This window comes from Brevibacterium permense (assembly GCF_013280495.1).
Lineage (GTDB): Bacteria > Actinomycetota > Actinomycetes > Actinomycetales > Brevibacteriaceae > Brevibacterium > Brevibacterium permense.
In genome coordinates this window covers 133,473-151,654 of the sequence record NZ_JABSSX010000007.1, presented here as the reverse complement: position 1 = coordinate 151,654, position 18,182 = coordinate 133,473, and the positions used below count along the sequence as shown (strand labels likewise).

The window sequence follows — 18,182 nt, the reverse complement described above, 5'->3', positions numbered from 1 at the left end:
GGTGAAGAGGCGGAGCCGACCGCTGGGAATGTTTGAGTCAGAAGTTCTAAGATAGAGGGATGTATTCCGCTGAGTTCCGTCGTGACGCCGTGACGCTGCTGACGACGTCGACTCTCGCCGAGGCGGCCGCGCGCACGGGTGCATCACCGTCGACCCTGCGTCGTTGGGCTCGTCGGTCCGACCTCGAAGATCGTCCCCGCAGCGGCCGCCCGCCGATTCAGGAGACCGCCGACCGGGTCGTCGAAGCTCTCGTCGCGACCGCGGGGGCCAGGGTCTCCGGACGGGACTATTCGACCCGTGCTCTGGCAGAGGCGACGGGGTTGAGTCAGAGCATCGTCTCCCGTTCCGTGCGGGCACTGACGATCCCCGTCGTCGAGGTGGCCGGCGGCTCGGAACTCGTCCTCGCCGCCAGTGGGTTTCCCCTCGTCATCGTCGGTATTCGCAGAAAAGATGCAGGTGGGGAAGGCCCCGGTGGAGAGTCCACGACGATCGTGCCGCCTCGGCGAATCCAGCGGCGCATCGCGGGAATCACCGCGGCCCTGCGCACCGCGGGCGTCGGGCGGTGGGCGCAGCGCTTCGACAGCGAGCATCGGCAGGTGCCCACCGCCGAACTGCTCGCCCTGCTTCACGGTGACGGTGACTTCCTCGTCTTCGACCCCCTCGGCGAGGTTCCTGATGACCCCTCCGAAGCGGCGGGAGGCCAGGTGAGGGTGTGCGCGGATTTCGATGATTTCGTCACCGCACTCAAGAGCCGCCTCGGCGAGTGTCAGGATATTCCCGGGTCCCTGCTCGATCTGCTCGCCGACCGCGTCCGGAACGGACTCGAAGGTGTGCTGTGGTGGGAATCGGCCCCGTATGAGCCTCAGATAAGTTCCATGACTTCTGACTCAATGGAGATATCGTCGTGGCTGCCGAAGGAGACCCGGTCGATCACCGAGCACCTGGCGATCGCTTTGCGCGAGGAGATCATCGACTCCGGCTACGAACCCGGGGACCGGATCAATCCGCGCCTGCTCTCCCGCCGAATGCAGGTGCCCAGGGCCTCGGTCGATGCGGCGCTGCGAAGGATGGTCGATGACAAACTGCTCGAGGGATCCCGCGGCGGCGCGCGGATTCCTTTGATCACGACCGTCGACGTGCTCGACCTCTACGCCGCGCGCATGGCCATCGGGGAGGTTGTGCTCAGGTCCCTGGCCCTGCGTCCGCAGCGCTACCTCGTGCCCGTGCAACTGGCCCTGCGACAGGTCGAAGCCTCGGCGCCGACGCGCAGCGGAATCGATGTCGAGGACGCCGACCTCCACTTCCAACAGGAGCTGGCCCGTGCTTCGGGCCTACGGGAATCGGCGCGTGCCTTCGAAGCCCTGACTCTGCGGCTGCGCCTGTTCATCTCCATCCTGCAGCTCGACTACTCACCGGCCAGCGACCGGATCGTCAGCGACGATCGGGCCATGTTCCGTGCACTCAGCAGGACCGATGCGAAGACGGCGATCGAGGTCTGGCGCGGCAAGGTCGACAATGCGGTGAGGCATATGGCCGGTCTGCTGGGCAGGCGGCGCTTCGACCAGGAACTGTGGACCCAACTGACCCGCAGCCTCGGATGAGTACGGAAGCCGGGAGCCGCCTCGGCGGAAGGTCGTGGTCTATATTTGTGCCGTGGAGACTTTGGTTGTGGGCGTGGCCGGCGGAACCGGCAGCGGAAAGACGACGCTGACTCAGGCGCTGTTGGACAAGTGCGAAGGACCTCCGTCCGTGCTCTTCCACGACAACTACTACAAACGGCGCGACGAACTCACCTACGAGGAGCGCGAGAAGGTCAACTACGACGATCTCGACGCCTTCGACAATGACCTCTTCGTCGACCATCTGACCGCGCTGCGGAACTCCGAGGCGGTCGACAGCCCCGTCTACGACTTCTCGATCCACAACCGCAGCGACGAGACGACGCGCGTCGAACCCGCGCCGGTCATCATCGTCGAAGGCATCCTCATCTTCGCCGAACCGCGCATCTGCCAGCTGCTCGACATCAAGCTCTTCGTCGACACCGACGCCGATGTGCGCCTGCTGCGCCGGATCAAACGCGATGTCGTCGACCGTGGGCGGACCCTGCAGTCGGTGGAGGACCAGTACCTGGGCACGGTCAAGCCGATGCACGAACTCTACGTCGAGCCGTCGAAGCGCAATGCCGATCTCATCATTCCCGACGGCGGCCACAACATCGTCGCCATGGACATGATCCTCAACCGTATCCAGCGCGGAGTCGGCTGACGCTGAAATAGGGTCTGACCTGGGCGTACTGGGTCAGACGACGTCGTTCGCGCAGTCGTGTCAGTGCCGACGGGTACCGTTTTCATATGGACGTCGACACCGCACGGGAACCAGCGCCGGTTCCAGATCCGCTGACCGAGATCACTCGGTTCGGTGAGCTCCTGCGCGGTCTCGACCCAGGTGGCACCGAGGGACAGACACTCGAGCGGATCACTGCGCTCGAAGAGCTCAAGTCTGCCGTCGTCGCCGCACAGTCGCGGGAGGCAGTGGCGTTCGAAGCGCTGCGCATCGAGCGGGACCAGCTCAATCGGGTGCCCGCGCTCGACTGCGGAAAACGTGCCGGAGACGAGGTCGGACTTGCGAAGAAAGTCTCGCCCGGATCGGGGCGGAAGTTCCTCAGCACCGCCCGCTCGATCGTCTTCGGCATGCCCAATACCTTCAAAGCCCTGTCCAAAGGGGAGATCTCCGAGGACAAGGCGCGCATCATGGTCGATGAGACCGCGGTCCTCGCCGCCGCCGATCGGCGCAAGGTGGACACGCGGATGAAGCGCAGTCTGGAACCGTCCGGGCTGCGCAGCCTGCGGGCCGAAGCGCGTGCGCTCAGTGCGGAGATGGACGTCGAGGCGGCCGCGCAGCGGGCAGCGAAAGCTGAGTCCAATCGTCGTGTGAATCTGACCGTGATCGATGACGGAATGGCCAGGATCTCTGCGATCCTGCCGCTGACTCAGGCCGTCGCCGCCTATGAGAGTCTCCGAGCCGGCGCCGAGTCGATCACTGCCGCCGGTGACGCAGGCGGTCGGAACCGCCAGCAGGTGCGTGCCGACACCTTCGTCGAACGATTGAGCGGCCAAACGAGTGCGACGGCGGTGCCTGCGGAGATCCATGTGCTCGTCGAGGCCGAATCGCTGCTCTCGGACGGGCTCGTACCCGCCTGGCTGCCCGGGTTCGGACCGCTGCCGGCGCAGACAGCACGGAAGTTCATCGCCGCGAACGAAGCAAAGATGTTCATCAGCCGGCTCTTCACTCGTCCCGACGACGGGCAGTTGGTGGGGATGGATGCGAAGAGTCGGGAGTTCACCGGCCGACTGCGGCAGATGATCACCTTCCGCGACGATGTGTGCCGGACACCGTGGTGCGACGCCCCGATCCGGCATGCCGATCATGCCCTTCCCGTTGCCGCTGGCGGAGCCACCACCTGGGAGAACGGTTCAGGTCTGTGTGCATCCTGCAATTACGCGAAGGAACATCCCGGGTGGAATCATGAGGCCACAGCGGACGGGCTGCACGTCACCACGCCGAGCGGACGATCCTACGAGGTGACCACGCCCGCGGTGGTCCGCCGCATGCGGTTCCCGCGTCCCGAAGCGGTGTCCGAACCGGGTGGTTCGCCGCCGGGGCCGGATTGGCGGCAGACCTTCTCCCGTTTCCTCGAACCGGATAGGGATGAGGCCAGCAGAGTCGCCGAAGAGGCTGGCACAGACCAACCGCAAGAGGCGGCTCAGCCGGACCAGCCGGTCGAATATCAGACGATCGAACCGAAGTGCGTGCTGCCCGAGCAGCTGCCACCGCGCTATTGCACTCGTGCCGAGAAGATCGCCGGTTGGCGCAGCCGCAATGCGCACCGACGACCGAGTGCACAGGACTGCAACGGCAGCCCGGTCGAAAGGCAATTGGTTCGGATGGTGTTCGGGCCCGACTGAGCCGCGTGTCGGATCTGGAACATCGCGGGAACACCTGTCACACGGACACTGCAGAGAATCGTAGTTATGGACAGGGCGGGTAAGAGCGGAAGCACACGACTGACGACAGCGCGGGGGCGAAGCCTCAACCTCGTGGCGCGTGTGCTCCCATTAGGGGCGGTGGCCTGCTGGGTGATCACGATCTTCGTGCCGGTCCTCGACAGCGGAGGCCCCGGAGCGATGCAGATCCGCGTGACGTCTCTCGGTTTCTCGCCGATCGATATGAACGACCTCGACGAGGTCTACCTCGTGCTCTGGATCGTCATCCTCACCGGTGCGTTCACGGCCTGGCTGCTGTCCGCGTCGAAGTGGTGGTCGATCGCGGCCATCGTTCTGGGCACGGTGCTGGGGCTGCGACTCCTGCAGATGGTCGCCGATCCGCCGATCATGATGTGGGACGGTCAGACGGCCGACGGCATGCCCACAGGTGGCATGGAAGTCGCCTACCCGGCGGCAGGGTTCGGCCTTTGGGTGCTCGGCAGCCTTCTGTTCTTCGCAGCCGGCATCTGTGGTCTGGTCGCCGCCGCCAAACAGAACCACCACCGTCGTGAACGGATCAAACGCTGCATGTCGAAGCGCCATGGTCCCGCAGCGTGAGGCTCGATCCGGCCGACTGTTTCTGCGATTCGCCCAATCGCTGTCTCTGTCTGCTCTCTGCCTGTGGATCGTCATGCTGTGGGTTCCGGTGGCTGCCAGTCCAGAGGACTCCTCCGACGCCCCGCAGCCGCCACGCATCATCGTCACTGCTCTCGGCGGACCGCCGTTCGACCTCGAGGAGGCCCGGGGCTCGATGGTCTTGGTCGCCGTCGGCGTTCTTGTATGTGCGGCTGCTTCGCTCCTGCTCACCGTCAGGTCTAGGCCCGATTCGCACCCGTGGCCGGACGTCGTCCGGCGCATTTGGTCGGTGGGAACTCTCGTACTCAGTGCCTGTGCCATTTTCATGTTGGTCACGTTGCTCGCGGACATGCCGACGATCATGTGGGACGCCGTCGATGATCAGGGACGGCCGATCTTCGGGATGGTCGTCGCCGAACCGGCGCTGGGTGCAGTCCTTTGGGCCATCGGATGCTTCGGCCTGCTGGCCGCGGGAGTCTGCGGCCTCCTCGGCGACGTCAGGCGGAGGAGGGCAACACCCGCTCACCACGCCGTCTCCAGAATCACCCCGTGGCCCCGAGGGAACCGAACGCATCGTTGGGCGCAGCGGCTGCCGTGGGTCGCGCTCGCCTGCTGGGTGCTGACGATCTGGGTACCGCTCTTCGACAGCGGCGACCATGGTGATGATCGGCTCACGGTGACATCGCTCGGACGGGTACCCTTCGATCTCGCCGACCTCACCCCGGGGGTCATCCTGCCTTGGGTGGTCGTTCTCGTCTGTGCCGCGACCGCGAAACGGTTCGATACCTTTGCCCACTGGCCTCTTCTGTCGGTGTCAGTCGGTATCGGCCTATTCATCCAGCAGGCGACTCTGGTCATCGATCTTCCGCGAGAGCGCGTCGAAAGCACCGACGCCGCCGGCGAAACGTTCAGTGTCTATATCGTCGGGTATCCGTCGGCGGGCCACTATCTCTGGACGATCGGCTGCCTTGCACTCATCACCGCCGGCATCTGCGGACTCCTCAGCGATCGGCGGCGGATCGACCGGCAGATGCAGCGGAAGGCACAGCGTCCGCCGGAGAAGACCATCCGCAGACGCCAACGCAAGCTGCAACGGTGGGCCCGGCTGCTGCCGTTCACCGCGGTCGCCATGTGGATCGTCACGATCTTCGTCCCTGTCGTCGACAGCTTCAACGACGACGGCCCGCGCATTCGAGTGACTTCACTGGGAAAGTGGACCTTTGATGACGGCGGTGATGTCGATCTTTTCTTCCTGATCATCTGGGCACTCGTGGTCGCCATCGCCGCACTCGGGCCCGCCTTCGCCCCTGCCCGCTGGTGGGGCGTGACGGCTGTGATCATCGCAGCACTCATCGTCCTGGTTCTCGTCAGCTGCCTCGTCAGTCCTCCGATGCTGATGTGGGACGGACAGCTGCCCGACGGAACACCGACCGGAGGAATGGAAGTCGGTCGCCCGTCAATCGGCTTCGGACTGTGGCTCATCGGCGCCGCAGCCCTCGTCGCAGCCGGGAGCTGCGGACTCCTCGCGCAGACCAAACGCCCCCGGCCAGCAGTCCAGAGACCACCAGCCGGAGGCGTTTGAGAACAGAATCGTTCCGAAATCACTTCACGGGTTCGAAGACTCCTGCGAAGTAGTCGCCGATCTCGGCATGTGCGTCCAACGGGAAGATGCCGGACACATACTGGTCGGGGCGGACCACGACGACGGCACCATCGCGGCTGATCTCACGGGCGTCGAAGATGTCCTCGTCGGGCAGGGTCGCGTAGATCTTCTCGACGTATTCGAGGTCAAAGGCACCGATATTCGGACGGAAGATCTTCGGCACATCGGGGAACGCGAACTCCTTATGCTCCTGCTGGTAGATGACGCTGAGCTCGACGAGCGCATCGAGGTCCTCACCCTCCCTGCGGTAGGCAACCAGGGGAGAGGCCGGATCCGATTCGAGCCACGCAGCCAGAGCTGCCACCTTCGACTCGCCGCCCGAGGTGCCGGCAGACCCGTCGACGACCGGAGCTGCCCGATCGGCGAAGACATAGACCCTCCAGCGACCGTCGGCGCGGGCCTCGTGTCCGAGGTGGATGAAGTTCGCATCGCAGCTGCGCTTGACCCGAGCCGACTTGAACCGCTTGCCGATCGGGAATCCGGCCGCGAGCTCCTGATGAGTCGTCGGGGACGTGATCATCGACTCCGTGTACTCGGTCATGAACCCGGCGGGGAACTCCGCGGTCTTGACGTAGAAGTCCTCGAGGTAGGTCGTGTCCGGCAGCTCTTCCTGCGGAGTCGCCATGAGCGTCGACCATTCCTTGTCGAATTCGATGAGGTTCTTCGCCGCCACCTGACGTTCGGCCGAGTAGGTGCGCAGCAGTTCCGTCGACGACCGTCCGGAGATGACCTGACCGAGCTTCCACGCGATGTTGAAGCCGTCCTGCATCGACACGTTCATTCCCTGACCGGCTTTCGCAGAGTGAGTGTGGCAGGCATCGCCGGTGATGAACACGCGCGGACACTGAGAATCAGGCGCGGTCTCGTCGGTGTCGTCGAAGGCGTCGGTGAGCCGGTGCCCGACCTCGTAGACCGAATGCCAGGCCACGTTCTTCACATCGATGCTGTAGGGCGAGATGATCGCATTCGCCCGGCGGATGATTTCGTCGATGCTCGTCGACCGCACCTGGCGCGCATCATCCTCGGGCACCTCGCCGAGATCGACGTACATCCGGAACAGATGCCCGCCCTCGCGGGGGATGTGGAGGATGTTTCCGTGCTTCGACGAGATCGCGCACTTGGTGCGGATATCGGGGAAATCGGAATTCGCGAGCATATCCATCACACCCCAGGCGTGATTGGCCTGGTCACCGGACATCGTCCGTCCGATCGACGACCGGACCTTCGACCGGGCACCGTCGCAGCCGACGACATAGCCGGCGCGGATGGTGCGTTCCTCGCCAGCGCGCTCGCCGGCCGTGTAGCGGACGGTGACTGATACCGGATGATTCTTCGCCGAGGCGGCTTCGGCGTCCTGGTCGACCGTGAGGTCGACGAACTCGATCCCATAGTCGGGCGTGATCTTGCCGGGGGACTGGGCGGCGAACTGGGCGAAGTAGTCGAGCACGCGTGCCTGGTTGACGATGAGGTGCGGGAATTCGCTGATTCCGTGCTCGTCATCCTTGGGCCGACCGGAGCGGATGATGTTCTCTGGGTTCTCCGGATCCGGATTCCAGAACGCCATCTCAGTGATGTGATAGCCCTCGCGCATGATCTCCTCGGCGAAGCCGAACGCCTGGAAGGTCTCGACAGAACGGGCCTGGATGCCGTCGGCCTGACCGATGACCAGCCGCGAATCGCGCTTCTCGATCAACCGCGCGTTGACGTCCGGGTACTGCGAGAGCTGAGCCGCCGCGATCATTCCCGCAGGACCGCTGCCGACGATGAGGACATCGACCTCATCGGGCAGATCCTCTGCTCGATCGACTCCGTACCCAGCGGCCTCTTCGATCCGCGGATCGGCGGATACGTAGCCGTTCTGATGGAAATGCATGTCAACCTCCGGTTCGTGACACGTCGTCGTGATGTTTGAATGCTATCAGTTCATATACGATCTGGTCTCGGCGGGGTGGTGCCGGTCACCGTCATCGCTGGTCAGCTGTGGCGATCCGACCCCGATGATCGGGCTCACTGACTGCTCGTCCTCGTGGTCTGGACCCAGCGGAATGCCGGTGCGATCACGCAGCAGCAGGGTTGCCGCGAGGGCGAGCACGGCGACGACGCCCAGGTACACCGCCACCGAGGCGGTCGTTCCCGTCGATGACACGAGACCCTTTGCGATCGTCGGAGCAAAGGCGCCGCCGAGGATCGACCCGATCGCATAGGAGACCGAGACTCCTGAGAAGCGGACGCTGGAGGGGAACAGCTCGGCGTACATCGCCGGCTGCTGACCGTAGGTGAAGCCCAGGCCGATCGTGAGGACGACGAGACCGAGCAGGAGCATGCCCACCGAACCGGTGTTGACCAGCGGGAACAGGGAGAAGATGCCCGCGAGCAGGAGGATCCAGCCGAGGATGTAGGTGTTCCGGCGTCCGATCTTGTCCGAGACGGCTCCCGCGATGATCGTGAAGACCAGCCAGGACACCGCCGAGGCGGCGACGACCCAGAGCACGGGACCACGCTCGAGGCCGATGGGGCCGGCCGGATCCGTGGCGTAGTTCTGGATGTATCCGCCGGTGGTCATGTACCCGGCGGCGTTGTTGCCCATGAACACGAGGGAGGCGAGGATGACGAGCAGCCAATGGCTCTTGACGAGCTTGCCCAACGGGTTCGACACCTGTTCCTTGCGCTCGGCGATCTCGTGGAAGACAGGGGATTCCTCGACTCCGCGGCGGATCCAGTAGCCGACGAAGACGAGCACGATGGAGAGGAAGAACGGCACCCGCCAGCCCCATTCGAGGAAGGCATCGCCCGGGGCGATCGAGGTCATCAGGGCGAGCGCGCCCGAGGACAGCAGAAGGCCGATGGACACCCCGATCTGCGGGAAGGAACCGCGCAGCCCGCGTGACTTCTCATCGGCGTGTTCGACGGCGAGCAGGACGGCGCCGCCCCATTCCCCGCCGGCCGAGATTCCCTGGACTATGCGCAGTGCGATGAGCAGGATCGGAGCCAGGACGCCCGCGGATTCGAAGGTCGGCAGGAAGCCGATGAGCGCGGTCGCGGCACCCATGGCGATGAGGGTGATGATGAGGACCACCCGGCGGCCGAGCTTATCACCGAAATGTCCGGCGAGGAATGCGCCCAGAGGGCGAAAGAGGAAGCTGATCCCGACCGTCGCGAAGGCGACCATGGTCGAGAGCGTCGATCCGAGCGGGCCGAAGAAGAGCTCGTTGAAGATCAGCCCCGAGGCCGCCGCGTAGAGGAAATAGTCGTACCACTCGATGCTCGTGCCGACGATCGTCGCGAACGCCACCCGGGTCTGAGTGTGCTTCTGTGCTGCCATGACTCCTGTGTCCTGTCGTGCGTCCCGACCACGTTCTCTGTGGCCTGGATTACTTGTTCTCGGGAACCGTATCATATACGATTTGTGGTGAAGCTAATCGAAATGAGGTGTGAGATCGATGTCGACTCCAGCAGGTGTTCCGACCCGTCCGGGCAAGATCGTTGCCGTTCATGTGGCCTACGAGTCCCGTGCGGCACAACGAGGAAAGCGCCCCGCCCAGCCGTCGTACTTCCTCAAGGCGGCCAGCTCCGTCGCCGCCACCGGCCAGACCATCGAACGCCCCGCCGGCACCTCGCTGCTCGCCTTCGAAGGTGAGGTCGCCATCGTCATCGGTACCTCCGCCCGCAATGTCACCGAGGCCGAGGCCTGGTCGTATGTGGCCGGCGTGACCGCGTCGAACGACTTCGGCCTCTACGACATGAAGAGCCCGGACAAGGGATCGAACGTGCGTTCGAAGAGCCGCGACGGATACACCCCGCTGGGCCCCGAACTCATCCCCGCCGCCGAGGCGGCCCCCGACTCCCTGCGCCTGCGCACCTGGGTCAACGGCGAGGTCGTCCAGGACGACGGCACGCGAGCCGATCAGCTCATCTTCACCCTCCCGCGCATCGTCGCGGACCTCAGCCGGCACCTCACCCTCGAGCCCGGCGACGTCATCCTCACCGGCACCCCCGCCGGATCCTCCGTCGTCGCCCCCGGTGACACGGTCGAGGTCGAGGTCACGGCCGCCTCGGCGAACGGCGAAGAACTGAGCTCAGGACGACTGACCACCACCGTCGTCGAAGGGTCCGGAGACTTCGACGAGAACCTCGGCAGCCTGCCTGCAGTGAACGAAGCACTCACCGTCGACGCCTGGGGCTCACGCGAAGCCGCCGGACTCGCCCCGGAGGGCGACGCCGATGACACTGCCGAGGCGGCACTCGGCGATGACCTCATCGCCAAACTCACCGAGGCCCCGACCGCGGGCCTGTCGGCGCAGCTGCGGTCGCGCGGACTCAACAATGTCGTCATCGAAGGCGTGGCCCCGCTGAAACCGGGCGCGAAGATCGTCGGCACCGCGAAGACGCTGCGCTTCGTGCCCAACCGCGAAGATCTGTTCAAATCCCACGGCGGCGGATACAACGCCCAGAAGCAGGCCTTCGACTCGATCCGCCCCGGCGAGGTCGTCGTCATCGAGGCCCGCGGCGAATCCGGCTCGGGCACCCTCGGCGACATCCTCGCCCTGCGCGCGAAATCGCTCGGCGCCGCCGGCGTCGTCACCGACGGGGGAGTCCGCGACTCCGCCGAGGTGGCCGAGATCCTGCCCGTGTTCTCCACCGCGAAGCACCCCGCCGTGCTCGGCCGCAAGCACGTCCCATGGGAATCGGATGTGGCCGTGGCCTGCGGAAATGCCACCGTCCTGCCCGGCGACGTCATCGTCGCCGACGACGACGGAGCCATCGTCATCCCCCGAAGCCTCGTCGAAGAAGTCGTCGACGCGGCACTGGCGAAGGAGATCGAGGACGGCTGGGTGGCCGAACAGGTCGCCGCCGGCAACCCGATCGAAGAGCTCTTCCCGCCCAAGGGCGAATGGAAGGCGAAATTCGACGAGTGGAAGGCCTCACGGTGACCGCGACTGCGTCCCTGAGCAAGGCCGAGACCGCCTACCGGTGGATCCGCGAACGCGTCGCCGACCAGACCTATCAGCCCGGGCACAAACTCGTGCTCGCGCAGATCGCACTCGAACTCGACACCTCGGTGGTGCCGGTGCGCGAGGCAATCCGCCGGCTGGAAGCCGACGGGCTCGTGACCTTCGAGCGCAATGTCGGGGCCCGTGTGGCCATGGTCGACCAAGGGTCCTACACCCAGTCGATGGAAACGGTCGCGATCCTCGAGGCCGCGGCCGTTGCCCAAGCGCAGGGCCACCTCGGCGCCGATGATCTCGATGCCGCGGAGCAGATCAACGATCAGATGCGGGCTCTGCTCGATGATTTCGAGCCGGCCGAGTTCACCCGGCTCAACCACGAGTTCCATGAACTGCTCTACCGGCGCTGCCCGAACGATCGGCTGTGCACCCTCGTCGAACTCGAGTGGGACCGGCTCAACCACCTGCGGGATTCGACGTTCTCCTTCGTCCCCGAACGGGCGCTCGAGTCGGTGGAGGAACACTCCCGCATCGTCGCCCTCATCCGGGCTCGTGCCTCGGCGCAGGAGGTCGAACGGGCCGTGCGCGAGCACCGCTCGGCCACGCTGCACAGCTTCCAGAACTCCCAGACGACCACGGCCCCAACCACGGATTTGATTGCAGATTCACGAAAGGACAAGCCATGACACAGTCCACCACCCCGCCGGCCGATCTGCCGGAGAAGATCCGCCACTACATCGGCGGAGAATTCGTCGACTCCATCGACGGAGACGAATTCGACGTTCTCAACCCGGTGACGAACGAGCCCTACATCAAAGCCGCCTCGGGCAAGAAGGCCGATATCGAAGCCGCCGTCGCAGCGGCGAAGACGGCCTTCGACGAGGGCCCGTGGCCGCGGATGCTTCCGCGTGAGCGCGCCCGAATCCTGGGCAAGATCGCCGATATCGTCGAATCTCGCAAGGACGAACTCGCCGCCATGGAGTCCTTCGACTCCGGACTGCCGATCACCCAGGCCAAGGGCCAGGCGGCGCGCGCGGCGGAGAACTTCCGCTTCTTCGCCGACCTCATCGTCGCCCAGGTCGACGACGCCTTCAAGGTGCCCGGCCGCCAGGCGAACTACGTCAACCGCAAGCCCATCGGCGTGGCCGGACTCATCACCCCGTGGAACACCCCGTTCATGCTGGAATCCTGGAAGCTGGGACCGGCGATCGCGACCGGCAACACCGTCGTGCTCAAGCCCGCAGAGTTCACCCCGCTCTCGGCCTCCCTGTGGCCAGGCATCTTCGAAGAGGCCGGACTGCCCACCGGTGTGTTCAACATGGTCAACGGCTTCGGCGAAGAGGGCTTCGCCGGCGACTCCCTCGTCAAGCACCCCGACGTGCCGCTCATCTCCTTCACCGGTGAGTCGAAGACCGGCCAGACGATCTTCGCCAATGCCGCCCCCTGGCTCAAGGGCCTGTCGATGGAGCTCGGCGGAAAGTCCCCGGCAGTGGTCTTCGCCGATGCGGACATCGAGGCTGCAGTCAACGCCACGATCTTCGGTGTCTTCTCCCTCAACGGGGAGCGCTGCACCGCGGGTTCGCGCATCCTCGTCGAGCAGTCGATCTACGACGAATTCGTCGAGCGCTACGCCGCCCAGGCGGGGCGCGTGAAGGTCGGTCTGCCGTCGGATCCTGCCACCGAGGTGGCTGCGCTCGTCCACCCCGAGCACTATGAGAAGGTCATGTCCTACGTCGAGATCGGCAAGTCCGAGGCCCGCCTCGTCGCCGGCGGCGGACGCCCCGAGGGCTTCGAGACCGGTAACTTCGTCCAGCCGACCGTGTTCGCCGATGTGAAGCCCGACGCGCGGATCTTCCAGGAGGAGATCTTCGGACCCGTCGTCGCGATCACCCCGTTCTCCTCCGACGAGGAGGCCCTGGAGCTGGCGAACAATACGAAGTACGGTCTGGCCGCCTATATCTGGACCTCGGACCTCAAGCGCGCCCACAACTTCTCCCAGGCCGTCGAGTCGGGAATGGTGTGGCTGAACTCGAACAACGTCCGCGATCTGCGCACCCCCTTCGGCGGCGTCAAGGCCTCGGGACTCGGCCACGAAGGCGGTTACCGGTCGATCGACTTCTACACGGAACAGCAGTCCGTGCACATCAACCTCGGCGAGGTCCACAACCCCGTCTTCGGAAAGCAGTGAGGCAGCCATGACCAACCGCACTGATATGACCCGGACCTCGGCCGGCTATTTCGTCAGCCAGGAGACGGGCATCGCCACCGACAACCCCATCGCCACTCCGCAGTCGAGCCCTCCCGACATCCTCCGCTGTGCCTATATGGAACTCGTCGTCACCGACCTCGCCGCGTCCCGGGAGTTCTACGTCGACGTGCTCGGGCTCTATGTTACCGAAGAGGACGAGAACACGCTCTATCTGCGCTCGACGGAGGAGTTCATCCACCACAACCTCGTCCTGCGCAAGGGCGAGGTCGCTGCCGTGGCGGCGTTCTCCTACCGGGTGCGCAGCCCGGAGGAGCTCGACAGGGCCGTGGCCTTCTACACGGAACTCGGCTGCGATGTCCGTCGCAGCCCCGACGGGTTCGTCAAGGGCGTGGGCGACTCCGTGCGCGTGGTCGACCCGCTCGGCTTCCCATACGAGTTCTTCTACCAGTCCGATCACGTCGAACGCATGTCGTGGCGCTACGACCTGCACATCCCCGGCGAGCTCGTCCGCCTCGACCACTTCAATCAGGTCACTCCGGATGTGCCGCGCGCGGTGAAGTACATGCAGGACCTCGGCTTCCGCGTCACGGAGGACATCCAGGACGAGGAGGGCACGGTCTACGCCGCGTGGATGCGCCGCAAGGCCACCGTCCACGACACGGCGATGACCGGCGGCGACGGACCGCGCATGCATCATGTCTGCTTCGCCACGCATGAGAAGCACAATATCCTCGCCATCTGCGACAAGCTCGGTGCTCTGCGCCGGTCCGACTCGATCGAACGCGGGCCCGGCCGCCATGGTGTCTCGAACGCGTTCTACCTCTACCTGCGCGACCCCGATGGTCACCGCGTCGAGGTGTACACGCAGGACTACTACACCGGCGACCCGGACAACCCGGTCATCACGTGGGACGTCCACGACAATCAGCGCCGCGACTGGTGGGGCAACCCCGTCGTGCCGTCCTGGTACACGGACGCCTCCCTCGTCCTCGATCTCGACGGCAACCCGCAGCCCGTGCATGTTCGCACGGACGATTCGGAGATGGCCGTGACGATCGGTGCCGACGGGTTCTCCTACACCCGCGCGGATGAGAATGAGGGCAAGCTGGGCAACCAGCTCTGAAAGGAATCCACATGCTCGATGAGGCAACGATCGCGGCCATCGCCGACGATCTCGCTCAGGCGGAGCAGACTCGGTCGAAGATCGGTCTGCTCACCGCGAAGTATCCGGATATGACGGTCGAGGACTCCTATGCGGTGCAGAACGAATGGCGCCGTCGCGGTGAAGCCGCCGGCCGTCGGCTCTATGGTCACAAGATCGGGCTGACCTCGAAGCCGATGCAGCAGGCCACAGGCATCACCGAACCCGACTACGGAGCGATCTTCGCCGACCAGGTCTATGACACCGGGTCCGTGATCGACCATTCGCAGTATTCGGGCGTGCGCATCGAGGTCGAGCTCGCCTTCGTGCTGCGCGACGAACTGCGCGGGCCCGACGTCAGTCTCTTCGACGTCCTCCGCGCCACCGAATACGTCGTCCCCGCCCTCGAGGTCCTGTCCTCGCGCATCGAGATGGAGGGCCGCACGATCGTCGACACCATCTCGGACAATGCGGCACTGGGGGCGATGGTCCTCGGCGGTCGTCCCGTCGCCGTCGATGCCGTCGACCTGCGTCGGGTGAATGCCCTGCTCTACCGCAATGAGACGATCGAGGACTCCGGAGTCGCCGCCGCCGTCCTCGACCATCCGGCTCGCGGAATCGTATGGTTGGCGAACAAGCTCGCCGAGCACGGAGATGTGCTGCAGGCCGGAGAGACCGTGCTCGCCGGGTCGTTCACCCGCCCCATGTGGGTGCATCCCGGCGACACCGTCCACGCCGACTACGGAGAGCTGGGAGTCATCACATGTCGTTTCGAGTAGAGCTTCCGGAGACCTTCGCCGACCGTGTGGCCGGCCTCGGCGACGGCGAGTACCTGGCCGGGATGTGGGTGTGCTCGGGTTCGCCCGTGGCCGCCGAGATCGCCGCCGCCTCGGGAATGCAGTGGGTGCTCATCGACGCCGAGCATTCCCCGATCGGACTCGAGACGACGACGAGTCTGCTGCGCGCGATGAACGGCTACCCGGCGACCCCTGTTGTGCGGGTGCCGGTCAACGACACGGTGCTCATCAAGCAGTACCTCGACCTCGGCGCGCAGAACCTGCTCGTGCCGATGGTCGATACGAAATCCGACGCCGAGTCGGCAGCCGCGGCCGTCCATTATCCGCCGAAGGGCGTGCGCGGGGTCGGTTCGGCCCTGGCCAGGGCCTCCCGGTGGAACGCCGTGGACGGGTACCTGGGGCGCGCCGAGGAATTCGTGTCCCTGACGGTGCAGATCGAATCGGCGACCGCGGTGGACAATGCCGCCGAGATCGCCGCGGTCGACGGAATCGACCAGATCTTCGTCGGGCCCTCCGACCTGGCTGCGTCGATGGGACTGCTCGGACAGCAGACCCATCCGGATGTCGCCGATGCGGTGGCCCGGACCTTCGAGGCGGTGAAGGCTGCCGGCAAACCCGTCGGTGTCAATGCCTTCGACCCCGAACAGGCACGGAAGTACCTCGATGCCGGAGCGTCCTTCGTCCTCGTCGGAGCCGATGTCGGCCTGATGATGAACGGCGCCCGCGCCTGGGCGGACACCTGGGTTCAGGACTGAGCACTCGTCACCCCCGGTTCGCCTGTGTGCGGCCGGGGGTGACGTGCATTCACGCGCGCTTCTCAGTCCTTCTCGCGGCGGCTGCCGGAGATCAGCAGGATCGTTGAGCCGAGTCCGACGAGGACGATGCCCAGGCCGATGAGCATTCCGTTGCCTGTCGTGCCCGTGCGGGGCAGTTCACCGGATGGTGCCGGGGCCGCCGGAGTCTCGGGCGCTGCGGGAGTTTCCGCGACCGGTGCGGCCGGTGGGGTGTCCGGCTTCTCCGGGGTTTCGGGAGCATCGGGCCGTTCCGGCTGTTCCGGGGGAGACGGCGGTGTACTCGGTTCCTCGGGCGGCGTGCTCGGTACTTCCGGCGGGCTGCTCGGCTTCTCCTCGGGCGGACGGTGCACGGTCTCGGCGGGAACGCCCCAGTCGCTCGTCCACGCCTTGTTGACGTCGCTGCCCTCGATCGTCGTGACATAGGTGACCCAGCCGACAGGCATATCGATCGGCTCCGTGTCGATTTCGACACGGCCGTTCTCGTCGGCGTTGACGGTGAAGTCCTGCACGGACAGCTCGGTGCCGTCGGGCTCCTTCGACTGCTCGGGTTGGGCCTCCACGTGGTAAGCGGTGATGGTGAGCACGGCTTCGGAACCCGGTCGCAGTCCGGTCACCGCCACCTCGTCGTGGGTCGATGTTCCCTCGAGCACCGCCTCGGTGTCGGCGGTCGGAGTCCACGGGACGAATCCGGTCTCGCGGGGTTGGCCGTGGATTCCCTTCCATTCCTTCGTTGCCTTGTCTCCGGCGATCGTCTCGGTGAAGTACAGCCAACCGCGGAAGTCCTCGGGTACAGTGACCTCATCGGACGTGTGGGTGCCGTTGCCGACGTTCTTCGAGGTCACGGATCCGATTTCGCGGGCGTCATCGTTCTTGATGCCCTGCCTCGGCGCCGTCGCGGTCTGCCACAGGGTGTGTTCGACGGTGACGGCGTGGTCGCCGATGAGGCCGGAGACGGTGAATTCGTCGGTGACCGTCTCACCAGGTGTCGGTGTCTGGTCGGAGATCTCCGTGGTCACCTTCGGCTGGGAACTCAGCTCCAGTGACGCCTTGTCGGTGACGGAATCGGGGGCGTCCGGGGTGATGACTCGCTGTACCCGCGTGCCGGACGTCGGTTCGAAGACGCGCACGGTCTGCGGGGCGACCTTCGCCGAGGCGGTCACGGACAGAGTGCCGGGGGCGCTCGCCTGCAGTGTCGTGGTCACGGGTTCCTTCCCCGTGGTCACAGTCGTCGGGGCTTTCGCAGTGCCGGTGGTCTTGAGCGTGACAGGAACGTCGGGGACCTGTGCACCTGAGGCGCTGAGCAGGGAGACCGTCAGCGTCGCCTCATCGGTGGGAGTGCCGAGGACCTTCGGCTTGTCAGTTTTGTCGGAGGCCCAGGAGTCAGGAGAAGGGGCGGACTCCGGGGCGGAGTAGGGTTCGAGCACGGGCATGCGCATGACCGGCTCGAGGCTGATGTCAAGGGTGTAGGGACCGGCCAACTTCTTGGCCTCGGCGAGGATCGTCGAGTGCTTCTTCGCGGCCGCCGCGAACTTCTTGCCCAGATCGGCCGGCTTCTGCGGCGGCACCTTGTGATCGTGGGGGAGTGCCTTGTCGAGTCGGGCCATCGCGCTCAACGCGGCCTGCACATCTTTCGACGTCGAGCCGGCATATTCGTGCAGTGCCCACGCTGTGCGAGCCGAGGTGACCGTGTCGGCCTTCGCATTCTTGAAGTACTTCGGCAGCGGAGACTTCTTGCCCGCATCGATGCAGTAGGCGGAGGTGTCAGGGAAGGTCCGGTAGGAGCCGTACCAGGTCTTGCCCTGTTTCGCATGGTGCCAGATGCCCGGACCGTAGGCGTTGGGTGCGGTGTGCACCGGAACCTCGCCGAGGCCGACCGGCGGTCCCGCGGCCATGGCCGGTCCCAGCCCGATGAGCGAAGCGATTGTGAGGACGGTGAGGAGCAGCGCGGTGCGCAGCGATGCGAGTCTGAGAGTAATCATGGACCGATTCGACACGGGGAGCCTCTTATCGCGC

The 18,182-nt window shown here is 65.5% G+C and carries 14 protein-coding genes; 11 read left to right on the top strand and 3 right to left on the bottom strand.

Annotation, left to right across the window (positions count from 1 at the left end):
• The first annotated feature begins 59 nt into the window (after nt 1-59).
• The 5 genes from HK353_RS11585 to HK353_RS11565 all read left to right on the top strand — a co-directional run bounded on the left by HK353_RS11585 (nt 60) and on the right by HK353_RS11565 (nt 6,201).
• Nucleotides 60-1,601: an FCD domain-containing protein gene (locus tag HK353_RS11585; protein ID WP_173156287.1), complete on the top strand. Its 1,542-nt coding sequence runs from the start codon at nt 60-62 to the stop codon at nt 1,599-1,601.
• A 52-nt stretch (nt 1,602-1,653) separates the two neighbouring features.
• On the top strand, nt 1,654-2,265 hold the full coding sequence (udk, locus tag HK353_RS11580) for a uridine kinase (RefSeq protein WP_173156285.1): 612 nt from the start codon (nt 1,654-1,656) through the stop codon (nt 2,263-2,265).
• Between the two features lie 86 nt (nt 2,266-2,351).
• Nucleotides 2,352-3,965, top strand: coding sequence for an HNH endonuclease (locus tag HK353_RS11575; RefSeq protein WP_173156283.1), 1,614 nt, complete (start codon nt 2,352-2,354; stop codon nt 3,963-3,965).
• A gap of 132 nt (nt 3,966-4,097) precedes the next feature.
• Nucleotides 4,098-4,601: a hypothetical protein gene (locus tag HK353_RS11570; protein WP_173156281.1), complete on the top strand. Its 504-nt coding sequence runs from the start codon at nt 4,098-4,100 to the stop codon at nt 4,599-4,601.
• A gap of 88 nt (nt 4,602-4,689) precedes the next feature.
• Nucleotides 4,690-6,201: a hypothetical protein gene (locus tag HK353_RS11565; RefSeq protein WP_173156279.1), complete on the top strand. Its 1,512-nt coding sequence runs from the start codon at nt 4,690-4,692 to the stop codon at nt 6,199-6,201.
• A gap of 19 nt (nt 6,202-6,220) precedes the next feature.
• Here the strand turns inward: HK353_RS11565 and HK353_RS11560 are convergent, their stop codons facing one another.
• Both HK353_RS11560 and HK353_RS11555 read right to left on the bottom strand, forming a co-directional pair.
• The gene (locus tag HK353_RS11560) at nt 6,221-8,155 is read right to left on the bottom strand and encodes an FAD-binding monooxygenase (protein WP_173156277.1); all 1,935 of its coding nucleotides are present in this window, start codon (nt 8,153-8,155) and stop codon (nt 6,221-6,223) included.
• A 45-nt stretch (nt 8,156-8,200) separates the two neighbouring features.
• Nucleotides 8,201-9,604 carry an MFS transporter gene (locus HK353_RS11555; RefSeq protein WP_173156275.1) on the bottom strand — a complete coding sequence of 468 codons (1,404 nt, stop codon included), beginning with the start codon at nt 9,602-9,604 and terminating at the stop codon, nt 8,201-8,203.
• 118 nt (nt 9,605-9,722) lie between these two features.
• Here HK353_RS11555 and HK353_RS11550 point away from each other — a divergent pair, with 118 nt between their 5' ends.
• The 6 genes from HK353_RS11550 to HK353_RS11525 are packed head-to-tail and all read left to right on the top strand — an operon-like array spanning nt 9,723 to nt 16,130.
• Nucleotides 9,723-11,213, top strand: coding sequence for a fumarylacetoacetate hydrolase family protein (locus HK353_RS11550; protein ID WP_173156273.1), 1,491 nt, complete (start codon nt 9,723-9,725; stop codon nt 11,211-11,213).
• Complete coding sequence (locus tag HK353_RS11545) at nt 11,174-11,914, top strand: GntR family transcriptional regulator (protein WP_173156271.1); 741 nt, start codon at nt 11,174-11,176, stop codon at nt 11,912-11,914. The genes HK353_RS11550 and HK353_RS11545 overlap by 40 nt, the downstream gene beginning before the upstream one ends.
• Complete coding sequence (locus tag HK353_RS11540) at nt 11,911-13,416, top strand: aldehyde dehydrogenase (protein ID WP_173156269.1); 1,506 nt, start codon at nt 11,911-11,913, stop codon at nt 13,414-13,416. The genes HK353_RS11545 and HK353_RS11540 overlap by 4 nt, the downstream gene beginning before the upstream one ends.
• Nucleotides 13,417-13,423: 7 nt before the next feature.
• Complete coding sequence (hpaD, locus tag HK353_RS11535; protein WP_173156267.1) at nt 13,424-14,560, top strand: 3,4-dihydroxyphenylacetate 2,3-dioxygenase; 1,137 nt, start codon at nt 13,424-13,426, stop codon at nt 14,558-14,560.
• A gap of 11 nt (nt 14,561-14,571) precedes the next feature.
• Complete coding sequence (locus tag HK353_RS11530; protein ID WP_173156265.1) at nt 14,572-15,357, top strand: fumarylacetoacetate hydrolase family protein; 786 nt, start codon at nt 14,572-14,574, stop codon at nt 15,355-15,357.
• A complete protein-coding gene (locus HK353_RS11525) occupies nt 15,342-16,130 on the top strand; it encodes an HpcH/HpaI aldolase family protein (protein ID WP_173156263.1) in 789 nt (262 codons plus the stop codon). Before HK353_RS11530 ends, HK353_RS11525 begins: the two co-directional genes overlap by 16 nt.
• 62 nt (nt 16,131-16,192) lie before the next feature.
• Here HK353_RS11525 and HK353_RS11520 read toward each other — a convergent pair whose 3' ends face one another.
• Entirely contained in the window at nt 16,193-18,148 is a 1,956-nt protein-coding gene (locus HK353_RS11520) for an LPXTG cell wall anchor domain-containing protein (RefSeq protein WP_173156261.1), read from the bottom strand.
• Nucleotides 18,149-18,182: the final 34 nt, after the last annotated feature.